Source organism: Streptomyces sp. NPDC020807 (assembly GCF_040641575.1).
Taxonomy (GTDB): domain Bacteria; phylum Actinomycetota; class Actinomycetes; order Streptomycetales; family Streptomycetaceae; genus Streptomyces.
Genome location: NZ_JBFADU010000003.1, coordinates 1 through 18363, shown reverse-complemented (window position 1 = coordinate 18363; position 18363 = coordinate 1). Strand labels below are relative to the sequence as shown.

Sequence of the window (18363 nt, the reverse complement as noted above, 5' to 3'; positions counted from 1 at the left end):
TCGACGGCGTCACTTCTTGCGACGACGCCCACCGCTCGCGTTCTTCTGCGCCTTGCGGCGCTCCGCCCGCGTCAGGCCGTCGCCCGACTCGTCGCCGTCGGAGGCGAAATCACCCTCGACCACGCCGCCGTCGCCGTCCACGGTCGGCGCGGAGAAGTGCAGCCGGTCGGGACGCTGCGGGGCGTCGAGCCCCTTGGCGCGGATCTCCGGACGCCCGGCGCCCGCCGGCACGGCGTCCTGCTTGTCGAGCGACGGAGCGCTCGCCTGCACCGGGACCTCCTCGACCTGCTGCTCGACCTGGACCTCCAGGTTGAACAGGTAGCCGACGGACTCCTCCTTGATGCCCTCCATCATGGCGGTGAACATGTCGAAGCCCTCGCGCTGGTACTCGACCAGCGGGTCCTTCTGCGCCATCGCGCGCAGGCCGATGCCCTCCTGGAGGTAGTCCATCTCGTAGAGGTGCTCGCGCCACTTGCGGTCCAGGACGGAGAGGACCACGCGCCGCTCCAGCTCGCGCATGATCTCCGAGCCGAGCTGCTTCTCACGGGCGTCGTACTGCTCGTGGATGTCGTCCTTGACGGAGGTCGCGATGAACTCGGCGGTGATGCCCGCCCGGTCACCGGCCGCGTCCTCCAGCTCGTCCACGGTCACCTTCACCGGGTAGAGCTGCTTGAACGCGGTCCACAGCCGGTCGAGGTCCCACTCCTCCGCGAAGCCCTCGGCGGTCTCCTGGCGGATGTAGTCGTCGATCGTGTCGTCCATGAAGTGCTGGATCTGCTCGTGCAGGTCCTCGCCCTCCAGGACGCGGCGACGCTCGCCGTAGATGACCTCGCGCTGGCGGTTGAGGACCTCGTCGTACTTCAGGACGTTCTTGCGCGTCTCGAAGTTCTGGGTCTCGACCTGCGACTGCGCGGAGGCGATCGCGCGGGTGACCATCTTGTTCTCGATCGGCACGTCGTCCGGCACGTTGGCCATGGCCATGACGCGCTCGACCATCTGCGCCTTGAACAGACGCATCAGGTCGTCGCCGAGGGAGAGGTAGAAGCGGGACTCGCCCGGGTCGCCCTGACGGCCGGAACGACCGCGGAGCTGGTTGTCGATACGGCGCGACTCGTGGCGCTCCGTGCCGAGGACGTACAGCCCGCCGAGGTCCTTGACCTCCTCGAACTCCGCCTTCACGGCCTTCTCGGCGCGCTCCAGGGCGGCGGGGAGGGCCGCGGCCCACTCCTCGACGTGGTCGACCGGGTCGAGACCGGCCTGACGCAGTTCGGCCTCGGCGAGGTCGTCCGGGTTGCCGCCGAGCTTGATGTCCGTACCGCGACCGGCCATGTTCGTGGCGACGGTGACGGCGCCGCGGCGGCCGGCCTGCGCGACGATGCTGGCCTCGCGCTCGTGGTGCTTGGCGTTGAGGACCTCGTGCGGGATGCCCCGCTTGGAGAGCTGCTGCGAGAGGTACTCGGACTTCTCGACGGAGGTGGTGCCGACGAGGACCGGCTGGCCCTTCTCGTGCTTCTCCGCGATGTCGTCGACGACGGCGGCGAACTTGGCGACCTCGGTCCGGTAGATCAGGTCGGACTGGTCCTTGCGCTGCATCGGCCTGTTCGTCGGGATCGGGACGACGCCGAGCTTGTAGATCTGGTGGAACTCCGCGGCCTCGGTCATGGCCGTACCGGTCATGCCGGACAGCTTGTCGTAGAGGCGGAAGAAGTTCTGGAGGGTGATCGTGGCGAGGGTCTGGTTCTCGTCCTTGATCGCCACCCCCTCCTTCGCCTCGATCGCCTGGTGCATGCCCTCGTTGTAGCGGCGACCGGCGAGGATACGGCCGGTGTGCTCGTCGACGATCATGACTTCGCCGTCCATGACGACGTAGTCCTTGTCCTTCTTGAACAGTTCCTTCGCCTTGATGGCGTTGTTCAGGTACCCGACGAGGGGGGTGTTCACCGACTCGTAGAGGTTGTCGATGCCGAGCCAGTCCTCGACCTTGGCGACGCCGGCCTCGTGGATGCCGACGGTGCGCTTCTTCTCGTCGACCTCGTAGTCGCCGGTCTCCTCGATGCCCTTGAGGGGGTTGCCGGGCTCGCCCTTGGTGAGGCGGGTGACCAGCTTCGCGAAGTCGCCGTACCACTTGGTGGCCTGGTCGGCCGGGCCGGAGATGATCAGCGGCGTACGGGCCTCGTCGACGAGGATCGAGTCGACCTCGTCGACACAGGCGTAGTTGTGGCCGCGCTGGACGAGCTCGTCCTGGGACCACGCCATGTTGTCGCGCAGGTAGTCGAAGCCGAACTCGTTGTTCGTGCCGTACGTGATGTCGCAGTTGTACTGCTCGCGGCGCTGCGCCGGGGTCATGTTGGCGAGGATGCAGCCGACCGTCAGGCCCAGGAACTTGTGCACCCGGCCCATGAGCTCGGAGTCGCGCTCGGCCAGGTAGTCGTTGACCGTGATCAGGTGCACGCCCTTGCCGGAGAGCGCGTTCAGGTACGCGGGGAGGGTGCCGACGAGGGTCTTGCCCTCACCGGTCTTCATCTCCGCGACGTAGCCGAGGTGGAGCGCGGCGCCACCCATCAGCTGGACGTCGTAGTGGCGCTGCCCGAGGACGCGCTTGGCGGCCTCGCGGACGGTCGCGAAGGCCTCCGGAAGCAGGTCGTCGAGGCTCTCGCCGTCGGCGTACCGCTGCTTGTACTCGTCGGTGAGCGCCCGCAGGTCGGCGTCGGAGAGGTTGACGAAGTCCTCTTCGATGGAGTTGACCTGGTCCGCGATGCGGTGCAGTTTGCGCAGGATCTTGCCTTCGCCTGCACGCATGAGCTTGTTGAAGACGGACACTGAGGCTGGTCTCCTTGCCGGTCGGGCCTGGCACTGGGTCTGGTGAAGGACGCGAGCGCGGGCACGGCAGGTGGTCCCCACCGCAACGGCCATCGTAAGCGAGACCGCCCTCGCGAAGGGAGGCCCGCAGTGCCCGAGCCGCAAGGCCGCCCTCAGAGAGAACGCACGAGGTGGGCGGAAGGTGCCGCCCCACCCGAAAAGTGTTCGCTTCCGATCCGCGAGGTCACCACAATCCCGGCATGGACCCCATCACCCTCACCACCGACCGTCTGCGTCTGCGGAACTTCGTCCCCGACGACATCGACGCGGTGTACGAGATCTGCCAGGACCCGGCCATCCGCCGCTGGACCACCGTCCCCGACCCCTACACGCGGCCGGACGCCGAGTTCTTCGTGAACCGGCTGGTCCCCGACGGCTGGCGCGACGACAACTCCTACGCCTTCGCCGTCGAGCCGCTGGCCGGCGGCCCGCTGCTGGCGTCGATCGCGCTGACCAGTCGCGGCGTCGGGATCTGGGAGGTCGGCTTCTGGCTCGACGCGGCGCACCGGGGCCAGGGCTACATGACGGAGGCGGTCCGGGCCGTGGCGCACTGGGCCTTCACGGGCCTGGGCTGCGTCCGCCTGGTCTGGCACGCCGAGGTGGGCAACGCCGGATCGCGGGCGGTGGCCGAACGCGTCGGCTTCGCGCTGGAGGGCGTGCAGCGCGCCGGCCTCGCCAACAAGGGCACGCTCCGGGACGGCTGGGTGGCCTCGCTGCTCCCCTCCGACTTCGGTCTGCCGAGCCCGGTGCCGTACCTCCCGGCCCGCGAGGAGCCCGCCCAGGCCTGACACCGGCCGGATGTCAGTGCCGCGCTCTAGGGTGCGGATCATGACGACCGCTCCGCGCCCCGCCGCCGAACTGTCCGCCGACGACGCCCGCCGGATCGCCCTGCGGGCCCAGGGCTTCCTGGGCGCGCCCGACCGCAGGGCCGGTGTCCGGGGGGTGCTGCGCGCCCTCGGCCAGGTCCAGCTGGACACGATCTCGGTCCTGGCCCGCTCGCACGAGCTCGTTCCGTACGCGCGCCTCGGCGCGGTGGGCCGGCCGGCGGTCGAGAAGGCGTACTGGTCGGAGGCGCACGCCTTCGAGTACTGGTCGCACGCCGCGAGCATCCTGCCCATCGAGGAGTGGCCGCACTTCGCGTTCCGCCGCCGCGCCTACCGCGACCGCCCGCACTGGCACCACGAGCTGTCCCCGGGGGCGTACGAGAAGGTGATCGCCCAGCTGCGGGACGAGGGCCCGCTGACGGCGACGGAGCTGGGCGGCGCGAAGAACAAGGGCGAGTGGTGGGACTGGTCCGACTCCAAGATCGCCGTCGAGCGGGCGCTGATGTTCGGCGAGGTCGTCGTCACCGAGCGGCGGGGCTGGAAGCGGGTGTACGACCTGGCGGAGCGGGCGATCCCGCCGGAGCTGCGCCACGACGATCTGGACGACACCGAGTGCGTGCGGCGCCTGGTGCGGCAGGCGGGCGAGGCGCTCGGCGTGGGCACGCGCGCGGACATCGCGGACTACCACCGCATCAAGACCGAGCAGTTCGACGCGGTGGTGGAGGCCTCGGGCCTGGTGCCGGTGACGGTCGCGGGCTGGGGGAAGCCCGCGTGGGCGGACCCGGCGGCGCTGGCGACGGAGCCGCGCGGCCGGCACCGGACGACGCTGCTCTCGCCGTTCGACTCGCTGATCTGGGAGCGGCCGCGCACGGAGCGGATCTTCGGCTTCACCCACCGCCTCGAGGCCTACGTGCCGAAGCCGAAGCGGATCCACGGCTACTTCGCGATGCCGGTCCTGGCCGGCGGCCGGCTGGTCGGCCGCGTGGACCCGGCCCGCGAGGGCTCGACGCTCGTCGCGCGCCAGATCACCCTGGACGGCCCCAAGGCCGTCCCCGCGGTGGCCCAGGCGCTGCGCGAGGCGGCCGAGTGGGTCGGCTGCGACACGGTCGCGGTGGAGCGCCTTAACCATCCGCACCTGGCGGCCCCGCTCCTCAAGGCACTCGCCTAGCGGGCCGGGGCCGGGCCGGGCCGGGCCTCAGCGGATCTCGAGGATCTTCTCCCGCATCGCGTAGACCACGGCCTCCATGCGGGAGTGCAGCTGGAGCTTCTCCAGGATGTTCCGCACGTGGTTCTTCACCGTGTTCTCGGAAATGAACAGCTCCTTGGCGATGTCCCGGTTGTTCATCCCGGTCGCGACGAGCTTGAGGACCTCCAGCTCGCGGTCGGTCAGCCGGGGCGCGGGCACGAGCCTGCGCTCGTCGGTGCGCTGGATCATCGACTTGAACTCGGTGAGGAGCTTGGACGCCATCGACGGGCTGATCTGCGACTGGCCGTCCGCGACGGCCCGGATCGCGGTGGCGACCTCGTCGGTGGAGATCTCCTTGAGGAGGTAGCCGGTGGCGCCCGCCTTGATCGCTTCGTAGAGGTCGGCCTCCTCGTCGCTGATCGTCAGCATGATGATCTTCGCGCTGGGGGCCACCTCCTTGATGGAGGTGCAGGCCTCGATCCCGCCGCGCCGGGGCATCCGGACGTCCATCAGGACGATGTCGGGGAGCAGGTCGGCGGCCTTGTCCACGGCCTCGGCCCCGTCGCCGGCCTCGCCGACGACCTGAATGTCCTCTTCCTGGGCGAGGACGATCTCCAGGCCTCGGCGGAAGAGCGCGTGGTCGTCCACGACGAGAACGCGGATGGGCTCCTTGCGGTAGCCGCCGCTGTCCGGTTCCGAACGCTCCGGAGCACTCTCCGGAGGAACCTCGCCATAGGGTCCACGCCCGCTGAGTACCGGGCCGAAGCTGTCCGCCATCGTTCCTCCCCCTGAAGGCCGTGGCCTGAATTCGATTCCGGTCCTCCAACCACTGCCCACAGAGCACCGGTTGGCGTGCACGACATGATTTCATGCCCCGGCGACGCGAGGGGTGCCCACGGACGCAGGAGGGTGCCCCTGGGGGCGCGAAACGCGCTCCAGGGGCACCGGAGGGACATCCTGATGTGCGGGTGCGGTGCGGCGGCGGCCGGTCAGCCGCCCAGCGCACCACCGGCGCCGCCGCCCTCGGCGAGCGGGTCGCTCTCCAGGTGGATGACGCCGTAGTCGTACGCATGTCGCCGGTAGACGACGCTCGGCTGCTTGTTGTCGGAGTCGACGAACAGGTAGAAGTCGTGGCCGACCAGCTCCATCTCGTAGAGCGCCTGGTCGAGCGTCATGGGAGCGGCCCGGTGGGTCTTCTCACGGACCACCATGGGGCCTTCGCCCTGGACCTCGATCGAGCCCATCATCGTGGTGGGCACCTTGTCCGGCTCGTCGACCGCGAGTTGGCCGTCCCCGTTGAGCTGGGCGGCGCCGGGCACCACGTCCCCGACCTCCGCCGCCGACAGCCTGCCGTTGCCACGGCGGGTGTAGCGCTTGTCGTGCTGCTTGCGCAGCCGGGCCTCCAGCTTGTCGCTGGCGAGGTCGAGGGCTGCGTACGCGTCGGCTGCGGACGCTTCCGCCCGGATCACCGGGCCTCGGGAGTGGAGGGTGATCTCCACGCGGTCGGACCGGTCGGCCTGCCGCGGGTTGTGCTCCTTGGACACCTCGACGTCGAGGCTGATCACCTTGCCGTCGAGCTTCTGGATCTTCTCCAGCTTCAGCTTCTCGGCCACGTGCTTGCGGAACCGCTCGGGCACCTCGGTCTTGCGGCCCTTGACGACGATGTCCACGCAGAACTCCGTTCCCGGATCGCCCTGGTCGGCTCCTTGGCCGCCGGGCATCTCCCTTTGCACCAGACTCCGGTGGTCACCGGAGCTCGGACTTGGCGAGTTTCACCTCTCCTCCCCCGCCGGCACGATCCTCATCCCACCGGCACGAGGTTAATTCGCCCTTAACTCCTGTCCTGTAGGCGCAACCATGTTTGTTGTGAGGCTCTGGCATTCGCCATTCCTCACAACCGAACATAGCCCCTTCGGACGGGTGTCGGCACCCTCTGCCGAGACTTACCTCCGTTCGGGTGCTTTCACCTCTCACCACCTGCAACGATGCAAGTTCCTGGCGAGTTCCCGTTTATTTCGAACGAAGAGGGAGAGGATGCGATTACAGCCGCCCGCCGCTGTTCGAATTCGTGCTGCGCGGATCTTTCCGGCGCGCTCCGTGCCGCCGCCTCCGCCATTCCCCTGGGTAATGCCGGAATGAACGCCGGGTGTACGTCCCCGAGGGCGCGAGCCGCCTCCGCGAGCGAGGCGCCCGTGGTCATCACGTCGTCGACGAGAACCACCCTTCCGGCCTCCAGGAGCCGCCCGCCGCCCGGCACGACCTCCAGCGCCCCGGCCAGGTTCGCGCGCCTCCCGCGCGCCCCGAGGCCCGCCTGGTCCGCCACGAAACGCCGCTGCCGCAGCACGGAGACGACCCGCGCGTCCCGGCCCGCGCGCCGCAGCCGGACGGCCGCGGCCAGCGCGATCCGCCGCGTCGGATCGTGGCCACGCGCCCGTACGGAGCTCCGCGAGGACGGCACCGGCACGAGGAGCAGCGGAGGAGCCGCTGAGCCGGTGGCGGGCCCGTCGGCGGCCGCCACGGCGGCGGCGAGCGCCCCGCCGAGGGGCCCGGCGAGCGGCAGCACCCCGCGCTCCTTGTGGGCGACGAGCAGTTCCCGTACGGCACCCGCGTACGGCGCGACGGCATGGACCACCGGCAGCCCGGCCGGCTCGGGCGCGGGCCGCACCCGGCGCGGCCCGCCGTCGGTCAACTCACCGGCGCACGCCCCGCACAGGGCCGTCCGCGGCGCGCCGCACCCGCCGCAGGCGACCGGCAGCACCAGCCCGGCGATCTCGCGCCACCACCCCCGCATGACTCCACTGTGCGCGCTCCGGCCGTTGCGGACCACCCCTGTGGAAAACCCGACGAGAGCTCCCTCACCGTCCGGCGGAGTACGTCAGGTACCCCCGGCCGGACCGGCACCGGGCGCCCGCCGGACCGACGCCCACCGGCGGCCCGGGGGCCCGGCGGCCGTGCCGTGCCGTTTCGGTCAGCCGGGGTAGACGGGCAGGTCGCCCTTCTTGAGCAGTGGCTGCCAGTTCGTCCCCGGGGCGAGGCGGACGATGCCGTCGTTCCCGGAGTCCGCCACCACCGGCGCGTTGTCGCTGTTCGGCGCGGCGACCGAGGTCACCCCGTTGAGCCCGGGAAGCACCGAACTCGCCGACGTCGAACCGTCCGTCTGGAGGTAGCGGATCTGCTGGACGCCCCCCGCCTCCTTGCCGACCACGACCAACCGGCTCGGACCGGCCCAGGAGACGGCCGTGACCGACTCCATCCGCGGGGCGACCGGCTGGAGCTCGACGACGGACACCGCGGGCTCCGCCCCCGACGCCTGCCGCTCGACCCGCCCGATCTGGAGCGTGGTGCGGTCGCCGCGCGTGACGAGGAGCGCGACCCGCACCCCGTCCGCCGAGACCCGCAGCGCCTCGACCCGCGTCCCCTCGGTCAGCCACGGCGTCCGGACCTCGACGGGCTCGCCCGAACCGTCCGGCACCAACCACAGGTGCGGCGACGCCGGGTTCCGGTCGGCGACCCACAGGTCACCCCTGCCGTCCCAGCTCGGCGCCGACAGCCGGTCCCCGGGGCGGACCCCCTTGCTCGTCAGCACGGCCGGAGACGGGTCCTGCTCGGTGGTGATCGAGGAGACGAGCAGGTCGCGCCCGTTCGCCGCGACCCCCGCGGCACGGGTCTCGCCGCGGTCGACCGCGACCGACGTCAGCGGCGTCGTGCCCTGGCCGAACGGCCCCGGCACCTCCACCGCAGCGTCGTCCTGCTTGCCCTCGACGTTCAGCGACATCAGCTTGCCGTGGTCCAGGAGGTACGGCCGCTCCCTGGGCACACTGCTGCGCACCGCCGCGAACTCCGACGCCTGCCCCTGGCCCATCCGGCACAGCGAGCGGCCCGACGCGTTCTGCAGTTCGACCTGCTCGACGCGGACCGAGGTCAGGTCGCCCAACGTGAAGAGGAGCTGCGCCGCCATCCGCCGGCAGGCCTCGCCGCCCACTTCCTTGTTGAGCGGCACCTTCAGCGTGGAGGTGTCGTCCGGCGTCAGCGAGGTGATTCCCGGCTTCAGCTGCGTACCGGAGGGGAAGTACGAGTCGACGGCCCACTTCAGCCAGTTCGTCGGCCCTTCGAGAAGCGCCTTGACCGTCTGCGTCACCGGATCCATCCGGGTGACCGGGTCCTGCCGCTGCCGGATGTAGACGGGGTCGGCCACGACCCAGTCCTCGCCGGACGCGAAGTAGTACTTGTTGACGGACCGGTAGTTGCGCAGGAAGTCCGCCTCGCCGAGCACCAGGCCCGGGGGCAGGCTGTCGATGCGCCACTCCTTGCCCTTCCCGTTCGCGACGGGCTGCTGCACGACGTGGATCGACTGGAGGTACTCGGCGGGGGCGACCGGCTTGTACGCGTGCCGGGCGTCGACCGTCGCGATCTGCCGACCGGACAGCGGATAGACCCGGCTCCTGCTGTCAGGGTCGGCGTCACGGTCGGTCGGCTGACGGCCGGGCGCGTTCGAGAGCACGGTGATGCTCTGCTCCGGCTTCCAGTTCCGCAGGGCCCGCTTCGTCAGGTACTTGCGCGCGGTGGCGAAGCCGGGGTCGTCACTGGTCATCGCCTCCAGGAAGCCCTCGACGATCTCGTCCGGATCGGCGTTCTCCCGCGGCGCGACGGCGTAGACCCGCACCTGCGAGTCCCCGGCGTTCGCCCCCTTCACGACCTCGACGTCCCCGCTGTCGGGCATCGTCGCGCAACCGGTCGCGAGCAGCCCGCCGCACACGGCGAGCACCACGGCCCGGCTGCTCCTGCCCCACCCCGCGCGTCCCTCTCGGGAATCAGCGCCCACGTGTCCCGTCCTCCCGCTCCACGGACCCTGCCCCTCCGGCCGTCCCCGCCCCGCCGCCGTCGGCGTCAGCCGCCGTACGCGCCACCACCCGGGCACCGCTGCCGGGCAGGGCCGTCGGATCGACGGTCGCCCGCGGCTGCGCGGGAAGCCTCGGCGGCACGGGGAGCGCCGGCCGGTCACCGGCGGACTGCGCGGGCACCGCCGCGGCCCGCGCGCTCTCCTCCTGTACGCGGCCGGCGGCGGCCGCCTGCTCCCGGTTGCGCCGCGAGTCCTCGGGTTCCAGCGGGATCGGGGAGCCGCGCAGCGGCTCGTCCGCGGTCCTCGGCAGCGTCAGCCGGAACTGCGAACCGCCCCCGGGCTCGCCCCACGCCTGGAGCCAGCCGCCGTGCAGCCGCGCGTCCTCGACGGCGATCGACAGACCGAGACCCGTGCCACCGGTGGTACGGGCACGAGCGGGGTCGGCCCGCCAGAAACGGTTGAACACCCGGGTCGCCTCGCCGGGCTTGAGGCCGACGCCGTAGTCGCGTACGGCGATGGCGACGGCCCCGCCGGCCGCGGCGAGCTTCACCACGACGTCCCGGCCCTCGCCGTGCTCGACGGCGTTGACCACGAGGTTGCGCAGCACGCGCTCGACCCGGCGGGCGTCCGCCTCGGCCACCACGGGCTGTTCGTCACCGAGGACGACGATCCGGGTGCCCTTGCGTTCGGCGAGCGGCTCGGCACCGCCGATGACCCGGCGCACGACCTGGCGCAGGTCGATCGGCTCGGCTTCGAGCGCGGCGGCTCCCGCGTCGAAGCGGCTGATCTCCAGGAGGTCGGAGAGCAGCGACTCGAAGCGGTCCAGCTGGTCCCCGAGGAGTTCGGCGGCGCGGCCGGTGACGGGGTCGAAGTCGACCCGGGCCTCGTGGATGACGTCGGCCGCCATCCGGACCGTGGTGAGCGGCGTGCGCAGCTCGTGCGAGACGTCGGAGACGAACCGCCGCTGCATCCGCGACAGCTCCTCCAGCTGCTGGATCTTGACCTGGAGGCTCTGCGCCATCTTGTTGAAGGCTTCGCCGAGCCGCGCGATGTCGTCCTCGCCGGTGACCTTCATCCGCTCCTGGAGGCGCCCGGCGGAGAGCCGCTCGGCGATCCCCGCGGCCATCCGGACGGGCGTGACGACCTGCCGCACCATGAACCAGGCGATGGCGCCCAGCAGGACGACGACGAACAGCCCGGCGGTCGCCAGGGTGCCCTTGACCAGCGTGAGGGAGTCCTCCTCCTGCGTCAGCGGGAAGAGGTAGTACAGCTCGTACGGGGTGCCGTCGGCGTCGTTCAGCCGCTTGCCGATCACGAGACCGGCCTCGGACGGCCTGTCGTTCGTGTAGTGGATCCGGGTCGACTTCTGGAAGGTGTCCGCCCCCTGCGCGACGTTGTGCCGCAGGTCGGCGGGGATGCTCGTGGTGGGGTCGACCTCGCCGGAGGCCCGTGCGCCGCGGCTCGCGCCGACGCCGGTGTCCAGCGACAGGGCCACGACGTTGAACGCGCTCTGCCCGCCGCTGGCGAGCTGCTCGACCAGCGTGGAGCGCCAGTTCACGGACGAACCGTCCCGCGCGCCCTCCTGCTGCCCGGGCCCCGACGGCGTGGTCGCGGCCCGGTCCTGCGCGGCGGAGAACCCGCCCGCGGCCTGGCTCTGCGCGGCCCGCTCCTTGGCGTCGAGCAGACCGTTGCGGACCTGGCCGATGACGACCAGGCCGAGGAGCAGCACGACACCGAGGGACATGAGGAGGGTGCCGGTGACGACCCGCAGCTGGATGTTCCGCCGCCACAGCCGGACGGCGGGCAGCAGCGGACGACGCACCCAGCGCGCGACCAGCCGGATCACCGGTCCACCCGGTGCCCCGTCGTTGAGGAGCCGCCCGCCCAGCAGACGCCGGAAACGCGGGCCCCCCCGTCCCGGTCCGGCAGCCCGCCCCGTACGGACTCCCGGAATCCCGGGCTTCGGAGCAGCACTGCCTTCGCTCATGTCAGCTCGGTCCCGCCTTGTAACCGACACCGCGGACGGTCACCACGATCTCCGGGCGCTCGGGGTCCTTCTCGACCTTCGAGCGCAGCCGCTGGACGTGCACGTTCACCAGACGGGTGTCGGCCGCGTGCCGGTATCCCCAGACCTGCTCCAGCAGGACCTCACGCGTGAAGACCTGCCACGGCTTGCGCGCCAGCGCGACGAGCAGGTCGAACTCGAGCGGGGTCAGGGCGATGGACTGCCCCTCCCGCTTCACGGAGTGCCCGGCCACGTCGATGACGAGGTCACCGATGGTGAGCTGCTCCGGCGCGGGCTCCTCGGACCTCCGCAGCCGCGCCCGGATCCGGGCGACGAGCTCCTTCGGCTTGAACGGCTTGACGATGTAGTCGTCGGCCCCGGACTCCAGGCCCACGACCACGTCGACCGTGTCGCTCTTGGCCGTGAGCATGACGATCGGCACCCCGGACTCGGCCCTGATGAGCCGGCACACCTCGATGCCGTCCCGTCCGGGCAGCATCAGGTCCAGCAGCACCAGATCCGGCTTGGCCTCACGAAACGCGGCAAGCGCCTTGTCACCGTCCGCGACGAACGATGGATCGAACCCTTCACCCCGCAGCACAATCCCGAGCATCTCGGCCAGTGCGGTGTCGTCGTCGACGACAAGAACGCGTCCCTTCATATCGACATCATCCCATTTCCGTATCAGTCCTGAGGCGACTGGTGAGATACCTCACTGACCTGCGGCAACGCCCCTGATCAACCCGTGATGACTGCCCGTGTTCATGGGTGTTGATGTCCGTCATGAAAGGTCACCCCCGTGCCCCCGTGGTCGCGCAGAACCGTACCCCGTGACCGGCAGTCTCCTCCCCGCCCCCGCCCCGCGCGGCACGAACCGCGAAGGTACGGACAAAGGTACGAACGAGACGCGCCCACTCCGGCCCACGGCAGAGCCCCGCGTGGCACGATGGCACCCGGCCCGCCGCCGTCCCAGGTGTCGGCCGCCGTGACCGAGCCGGTTCGCCGATCCGGCACCGCGACCATTCCTCCGAGGTGGACGACCGTGAACGACACTCCGGGCTGGACCTCGCCCGGATCCGCCCCCTCCGACGGCCAGGACGGCCCGGGAACCTCCCGGCCCACCCCCGCCGACGCCGACGGCTCCGCCTCCCAGTGGTCCAAGGACCAGCCGCCCGCCGGCCAGTGGTCGCCACCGGCCGACCGGACCCCGGCGCGGTCCTCCTCCGGCCCGTGGGGTCCGCCGTCCCCGCACAGCGGGCGGGGCGCGCCCCAGGCCGCGCAGCCCGGCGTGATCCCGCTCCGCCCCCTGGGTGTCGGTGAGATCCTCGACGGATCGGTGAAGACCCTCCGCACCCACTGGCGCACGGTCCTGGCCATCGCCATCCCCGTCGCGGTCTTCACCCAGGTCGTCAGCATCCTGGTCCAGCGCTACCTGGTCCCCACCACCCCGGCGCTCAGCCCCGACGCCACCCCGGCCGAACAGCTGGAGCAGGCGGTCCAGGAGGCTCAGAACACCCTGATCGGCCTCGGCCCCGAAGCGCTCCTCACGCTGATCGCCACCGTCATCAGCACCGCCCTGCTGTCCGTCGTCGTCAGCCGCGCCGTCATGGGCCGCCCGGTCTCGCTCGGCGACGCCTGGCACGAGGCCCGCCCCCGCCTGCTCCCGCTCCTCGGACTGACCCTGCTCCTCGGGGTCATGAGCGCGGGCATCATCGTCGTCGGCGTGCTGCCCGGCATCCTGATCGGCGGCGGGGTCGGTATCGCCCTGACGACGGTCGGCGGCCTCGGCGCGGCCATCGTCACCCTCTGGCTCATGATCCGCTTCAACCTGGCCTCCCCCGCGCTGATGCTGGAGCGTCAGGGCGTCCTGACCTCGCTGAAGCGCTCGGCCAAGCTGGTCCAGGGCTCCTGGTGGCGGATCTTCGGCATCACGCTGCTCACGCAGCTGCTGGTCTTCGTCTTCGCCATGATCATCCTGATCCCGTTCACGATCATCGGCTTCGCCGTCGACGGCGGCTTCGGCTCCGTCCTCTCCAACTCCGCCGCCGACTCCGGCTGGCCCTTCCTGATCGTCACGGGCATCGGCGGCGTGATCATCAGCGCGATCACGTACCCCATCACGGCCGGCGTGAACGTCCTCCTCTACGTGGACCAGCGCATCCGCCGCGAAGCCCTGGACCTCGAACTGGCCCGGGCCGCCGGCATCCCCGGCTACGGCACCGCCCCGGGCACCGACACCGTCGGCGGCTGATGCCGTGACGGTCACGGGGGGATCGGCCGCGGCACCCGCACTCCCGCGCGCCGACGACGCACCGCTGGACATCTCCCGCCTCCCCGCCCGCGAGGCGGCGGAGCGGGAGCTGTCCAAGCCGATGTACCACGAGAACGACCCGAACATCGTCGAGCGCGGACTCGACCGCTTCTGGGACTGGGTCGACGGCATCCTCCACGCCGCCTCCCAGTCCACCCCCGGCGGCCTCGTGGGCCTCCTCGCCGTCGCCCTGCTGGGCATCGCCCTGGTCGCCGCCCTCTGGTGGCGCCTCGGCACCCCCCACCGAGCCCCCGGCGCCACCGCCGACTCCCTCTTCTCCGACGGCCCGCGCACCGCCGAGGAACACCGCGCGGCCGCCGCCCGCCACGCCATCGCGGGCCACTGGAACCAGGCCGTCCAGGAACGCATGCGGGCCATCGTCCGCTCCCTCGAAGAGCGCGCCCTCCTCGACCACCGCCCCGGCCGCACCGCCGACGAGGCGGCCGCCGAAGCCGCCCGCACCCTCCCCGCCCACGCCGACGCCCTCCGCCTCGCCGCCCGCGCCTTCGACGACGTCACATACGGCGGCCGCACCGCCGACGAAGCCGCGTACCGTCGCGTCGAAGAGCTCGACACCGCCCTGGAACGGACCCGCCCGACCCTGGACTCCGCCCCGACGGGGACGCCCTCATGAGCCGACCGGTCACCGCCCCCACCTCGACCGCCCTCTCCGCCCGGCAGGTCTGGACCCGAACCCGCGGTGCCGCCCTCGTCCTCGCTCTCCTCCTCATCGGCGGCATCACCGTCGCGGCCCTCAACTCCACCAAGGCCCACGGCGCCCTCGACCCCCGCTCCGCCGACCCCACCGGCAGCCGCGCCGTGGCCGAGCTCCTCCGCGGGCACGGCATCACCCTCACCGTCGCCACCAGCCTCGACGAGGCCACCGCCGCCACCGACAGCCGCGCCACCCTCCTCGTCACCACACCGGACCTGCTGACCGCTCCCCAACAGGCGGCCCTCCGCGCCACGATGACGAAATCCGCCGGCCGCACCGTCCTCGTCGGCGCGGGCGGCACCTCCCTCGACACCCTGGCCCCGACCGTCACCAGCGCCCTCAGCGCCCCGGTCTCCGCCCTCTCCCCCGCCTGCACCCTGCCCGCCGCGGTCCGCGCGGGCACCGCCGAACTCGGCGGCGAGCGCTACACCGTCACCGCCGGCACCGAGGCCGACAGCTGCTACCCCTCCGACGGCCTGCCGACCCTCGTCCGCCTCCCCGGCCCCGGCCCGAACCCCACCGACACCGTCCTCCTCGGCTCGCCCGACATCCTCTACAACAACCGCCTCGCCCATCAGGGCAACGCCTCGCTCGCCCTTCAACTCCTCGGCTCCCGACCCCATCTCGTCTGGTACCTCCCCTCCCTCGCCGACACCTCGGCCACCACCGACGCCCCCGCCGGCGACACCACGGACAACTTCCTCGCACTCATCCCCTCGGGCTGGCTGTGGGGCACACTCCAACTCGCCGTCGCCGCCCTCCTCGCCGCCCTCTGGCGCGGCCGCCGCCTCGGCCCCCTGGTCACCGAGCGACTTCCCGTCACCATCCACGCCTCCGAGGCCACCGAAGGCCGAGCCCGCCTCTACCGCAGGGCGAACGCCCGCGACCGCGCCGCCTCGGTCCTCCGCACGGCGACCCGCACCCGCCTGGCCCCCCTCGTCGGCGTATCCACCCGCGACGCCCACTCCTCCGAACTCCTCCTCCCCGCACTCTCCGCCCGTCTCCCCCAGACCACCGCGGACCCCAGGACCCTCCTCTTCGGCCCGGCTCCCGCCGACGACGCCACCCTCGTCCGCCTGGCGGACCAACTCGACGCCCTCGAAAGAGAGGTACGCACCTCATGAGCGCCCCGACCCCCGAGACCCCCACCGACTCGGACAGCGCCCGCGCCTCCCTGGAGTCCCTGCGCACCGAGATCGCGAAGGCAGTGGTCGGCCAGGACCCCGCCGTCACCGGTCTCGTCGTCGCCCTGCTCTGCCGGGGCCACGTGCTCCTCGAAGGCGTCCCGGGCGTCGCGAAGACCCTGCTGGTCCGCTCGCTCGCCGCCGCACTCGAACTCGACACCAAGCGTGTCCAGTTCACCCCCGACCTCATGCCGAGCGACGTCACCGGCTCCCTGGTGTACGACACCCGGACCTCCGAGTTCTCCTTCCAGCCCGGCCCGGTCTTCACCAACCTGCTGCTCGCCGACGAGATCAACCGCACACCCCCGAAGACCCAGTCCTCGCTCCTGGAGGCGATGGAGGAACGTCAGGTCACCGTCGACGGCACCCCGCGCGCGCTCCCCGAACCCTTCCTCGTCGCCGCCACCCAGAACCCCGTCGAGTACGAGGGCACCTATCCGCTCCCGGAAGCCCAACTGGACCGCTTCCTACTGAAGCTGACGGTCCCTCTGCCCTCACGGGCGGACGAAATCCAGGTCCTCACCCGCCACGCCGAGGGCTTCGACCCCCGCGACCTGAAGGCCGCGGGCGTCCGCCCCGTCGCGGGCCCCGCCGAGCTCGAAGCCGCCCGGGCAGCCGTCGCCAAGGTCGCGGTCTCCCCCGAGATCGCCGGCTATGTCGTCGATATCTGTCGTGCCACGCGTGATTCCCCCTCACTCACGCTCGGGGTCTCCCCCCGAGGCGCCACCGCCCTGCTCTCCACCGCCCGCGCCTGGGCCTGGCTCACCGGCCGGGACTACGTCACCCCGGACGATGTGAAGGCCCTCGCTCTCCCCACCCTGCGTCATCGCATCCACCTGCGGCCCGAGGCCGAGATGGAAGGAGTCACCGGTGACTCCGTCATCCACTCGATCCTCGCCCACGTCCCCGTCCCCCGCTGAGAACGGCGCCTCATGGCCCTCACCGGACGAACCGCCCTGATCGCCGCCCTCGGATCGCTCCCCGTCGGCATCCTCGCCCCCAGCTGGGCGGGGATGCTCGCGGTGAACGCGCCCCTCTCGCTAGCAATTCTGTGCGACTACGCGATGGCCGCGCCAGTACGAACGCTCCAGTTCACCCGAAGTGGTGATACATCCGTTCGACTCGGTGACGCCGCAGAAGTCCAGCTCACCGTCGCCAACCCGTCCTCCCGCCGCCTCCGCGCCCGGCTCCGCGACGCCTGGCCGCCCAGCAGCTGGCTCCCCGGCGCCGACCAGGCCGCCTCCCGCCACACCCTGACGGTTCCCGCCGGCGAACGCCGCCGCCTGACCACGACCCTGCACCCCACCCGCCGCGGCGACCGGCACGCCGCACGCGTCACCGTCCGCTCCTACGGCCCCCTCGGCCTCGCCGCCCGCCAGGGCAACCACGAGGTCCCCTGGACGGTCCGCGTCCTGCCGCCCTTCACCAGCCGCAAGCACCTGCCGTCCCGCCTGGCCCGCCTCCGCGAACTCGACGGCCGCACCAGCGTGCTGACCCGAGGCGAGGGCACCGAGTTCGACAGCCTCCGGGAGTACGTCCCCGGCGACGACACCCGCTCGATCGACTGGCGCGCCACCGCCCGCCGCGCCGAAGTCGCCGTCCGCACCTGGCGCCCCGAACGCGACCGGCACATCCTCGTCGTCCTCGACACCGGCCGCACCTCCGCCGGCCGCGTCGGCGACGTCCCCCGCCTGGACGCGGCGATGGACGCCGCCCTCCTCCTCACCGCCCTCGCTTCCCGCGCGGGCGACCGAGTCGACCTGCTCGCCTACGACCGCCGTCTCCGCGCCCAGGTCCAGGGCCGCTCAGCAAGTGACGTCCTCCCTGCCGTCGTCAACGCCCTGGCCCCACTCGAACCGGAGCTCGTCGAGACGGACACCCGAGGTCTCGCGGCCACCGCCCTGGCCCGCGCACCTCGCCGCTCGCTGATCGTTCTCCTGACCACCCTCGACGCGGCCCCCGTCGAAGAGGGTCTCCTCCCCGTACTGCCGCAGCTCACCCAACGCCACACGGTTCTGCTGGCCTCCGTCGCCGATCCCCGCATCACGGCGATGGCCGACTCCCGCGGATCGGTAGAAGCGGTGTACGAGGCCGCTGCGGCCACCCAGACCGAGAACCAGCGCACCCGCACCGCCGACCAGCTCCGCCGCCACGGCGTCACCGTCGTCGACGCCACCCCCGACACCCTCGCCCCTGCCTTGGCCGACGCCTACCTCGCGCTGAAAGCCGCCGGCCGCCTCTGACGATCTTCTTGAGGCACTCCCGAAAGGGGTTCCGTGCCGTAAACGCAGAAAAGCCCCGCACCAGAAGGTGCGGGGCTTTCCCACAATGATTGTTCGGCGGCGTCCTACTCTCCCACAGGGTCCCCCCTGCAGTACCATCGGCGCTGAAAGGCTTAGCTTCCGGGTTCGGAATGTAACCGGGCGTTTCCCTAACGCT

At 71.7% G+C, this 18363-nt stretch carries 13 protein-coding genes, 1 rRNA gene and 1 pseudogene; 7 read left to right on the top strand and 8 right to left on the bottom strand.

Features of this window, described 5'->3' with window-relative positions; all coding sequences use genetic code 11:
- Positions 1–9: 9 nt before the first annotated feature.
- A complete protein-coding gene (gene secA, locus AB0G79_RS05705) occupies positions 10–2820 on the bottom strand; it encodes a preprotein translocase subunit SecA (protein WP_360800649.1) in 2811 nt (936 codons plus the stop codon).
- Positions 2821–3059: 239 nt separating this feature from the next.
- On the opposite strand from secA, the gene AB0G79_RS05700 reads away from it, so the two are divergent.
- Positions 3060–3647 carry a GNAT family N-acetyltransferase gene (locus tag AB0G79_RS05700; RefSeq protein WP_360800646.1) on the top strand — a complete coding sequence of 196 codons (588 nt, stop codon included), beginning with the start codon at positions 3060–3062 and terminating at the stop codon, positions 3645–3647.
- A gap of 40 nt (positions 3648–3687) precedes the next feature.
- Positions 3688–4851, top strand: a complete 1164-nt coding sequence (locus tag AB0G79_RS05695) for a crosslink repair DNA glycosylase YcaQ family protein (RefSeq protein WP_360800643.1) — start codon at positions 3688–3690, stop codon at positions 4849–4851.
- Positions 4852–4878: 27 nt separating this feature from the next.
- Here the strand turns inward: AB0G79_RS05695 and AB0G79_RS05690 are convergent.
- From AB0G79_RS05690 to mtrA, 6 genes and pseudogenes are all read right to left on the bottom strand, one after another.
- Positions 4879–5553, bottom strand: a pseudogene (locus tag AB0G79_RS05690) (response regulator transcription factor); the annotation flags it as partial.
- Between the two features lie 305 nt (positions 5554–5858).
- Positions 5859–6590 (bottom strand): ribosome-associated translation inhibitor RaiA, encoded by a 732-nt coding sequence (gene raiA, locus AB0G79_RS05685; RefSeq protein ID WP_360800640.1) that lies wholly within the window; start codon positions 6588–6590, stop codon positions 5859–5861.
- A gap of 242 nt (positions 6591–6832) precedes the next feature.
- On the bottom strand, positions 6833–7660 hold the full coding sequence (locus AB0G79_RS05680; protein WP_360800637.1) for a ComF family protein: 828 nt from the start codon (positions 7658–7660) through the stop codon (positions 6833–6835).
- A 177-nt stretch (positions 7661–7837) separates the two neighbouring features.
- Entirely contained in the window at positions 7838–9589 is a 1752-nt protein-coding gene (locus tag AB0G79_RS05675; protein WP_360801815.1) for an LpqB family beta-propeller domain-containing protein, read from the bottom strand.
- 91 nt (positions 9590–9680) lie between these two features.
- A complete protein-coding gene (gene mtrB, locus AB0G79_RS05670; protein ID WP_360800634.1) occupies positions 9681–11696 on the bottom strand; it encodes an MtrAB system histidine kinase MtrB in 2016 nt (671 codons plus the stop codon).
- Between the two features lies 1 nt (position 11697).
- Positions 11698–12375: a two-component system response regulator MtrA gene (gene mtrA, locus AB0G79_RS05665; protein WP_024758631.1), complete on the bottom strand. Its 678-nt coding sequence runs from the start codon at positions 12373–12375 to the stop codon at positions 11698–11700.
- 381 nt (positions 12376–12756) lie between these two features.
- On the opposite strand from mtrA, the gene AB0G79_RS05660 reads away from it, so the two are divergent.
- The 5 genes from AB0G79_RS05660 to AB0G79_RS05640 are packed head-to-tail and all read left to right on the top strand — an operon-like array spanning position 12757 to position 18167.
- Positions 12757–13965: a hypothetical protein gene (locus tag AB0G79_RS05660; protein WP_360800630.1), complete on the top strand. Its 1209-nt coding sequence runs from the start codon at positions 12757–12759 to the stop codon at positions 13963–13965.
- Positions 13966–13969: 4 nt separating this feature from the next.
- A complete protein-coding gene (locus AB0G79_RS05655) occupies positions 13970–14659 on the top strand; it encodes a DUF4129 domain-containing protein (RefSeq protein ID WP_360800627.1) in 690 nt (229 codons plus the stop codon).
- The gene (locus AB0G79_RS05650) at positions 14656–15864 is read left to right on the top strand and encodes a DUF4350 domain-containing protein (protein WP_360800624.1); all 1209 of its coding nucleotides are present in this window, start codon (positions 14656–14658) and stop codon (positions 15862–15864) included. The genes AB0G79_RS05655 and AB0G79_RS05650 overlap by 4 nt, the downstream gene beginning before the upstream one ends.
- The gene (locus tag AB0G79_RS05645; RefSeq protein ID WP_360800622.1) at positions 15861–16844 is read left to right on the top strand and encodes a MoxR family ATPase; all 984 of its coding nucleotides are present in this window, start codon (positions 15861–15863) and stop codon (positions 16842–16844) included. The genes AB0G79_RS05650 and AB0G79_RS05645 overlap by 4 nt, the downstream gene beginning before the upstream one ends.
- Positions 16845–16856: 12 nt before the next feature.
- Positions 16857–18167: a DUF58 domain-containing protein gene (locus AB0G79_RS05640; RefSeq protein ID WP_360800619.1), complete on the top strand. Its 1311-nt coding sequence runs from the start codon at positions 16857–16859 to the stop codon at positions 18165–18167.
- A 91-nt stretch (positions 18168–18258) separates the two neighbouring features.
- Here AB0G79_RS05640 and rrf read toward each other — a convergent pair.
- A 5S ribosomal RNA gene (gene rrf / locus AB0G79_RS05635) occupies positions 18259–18363 on the bottom strand; the annotation flags it as partial.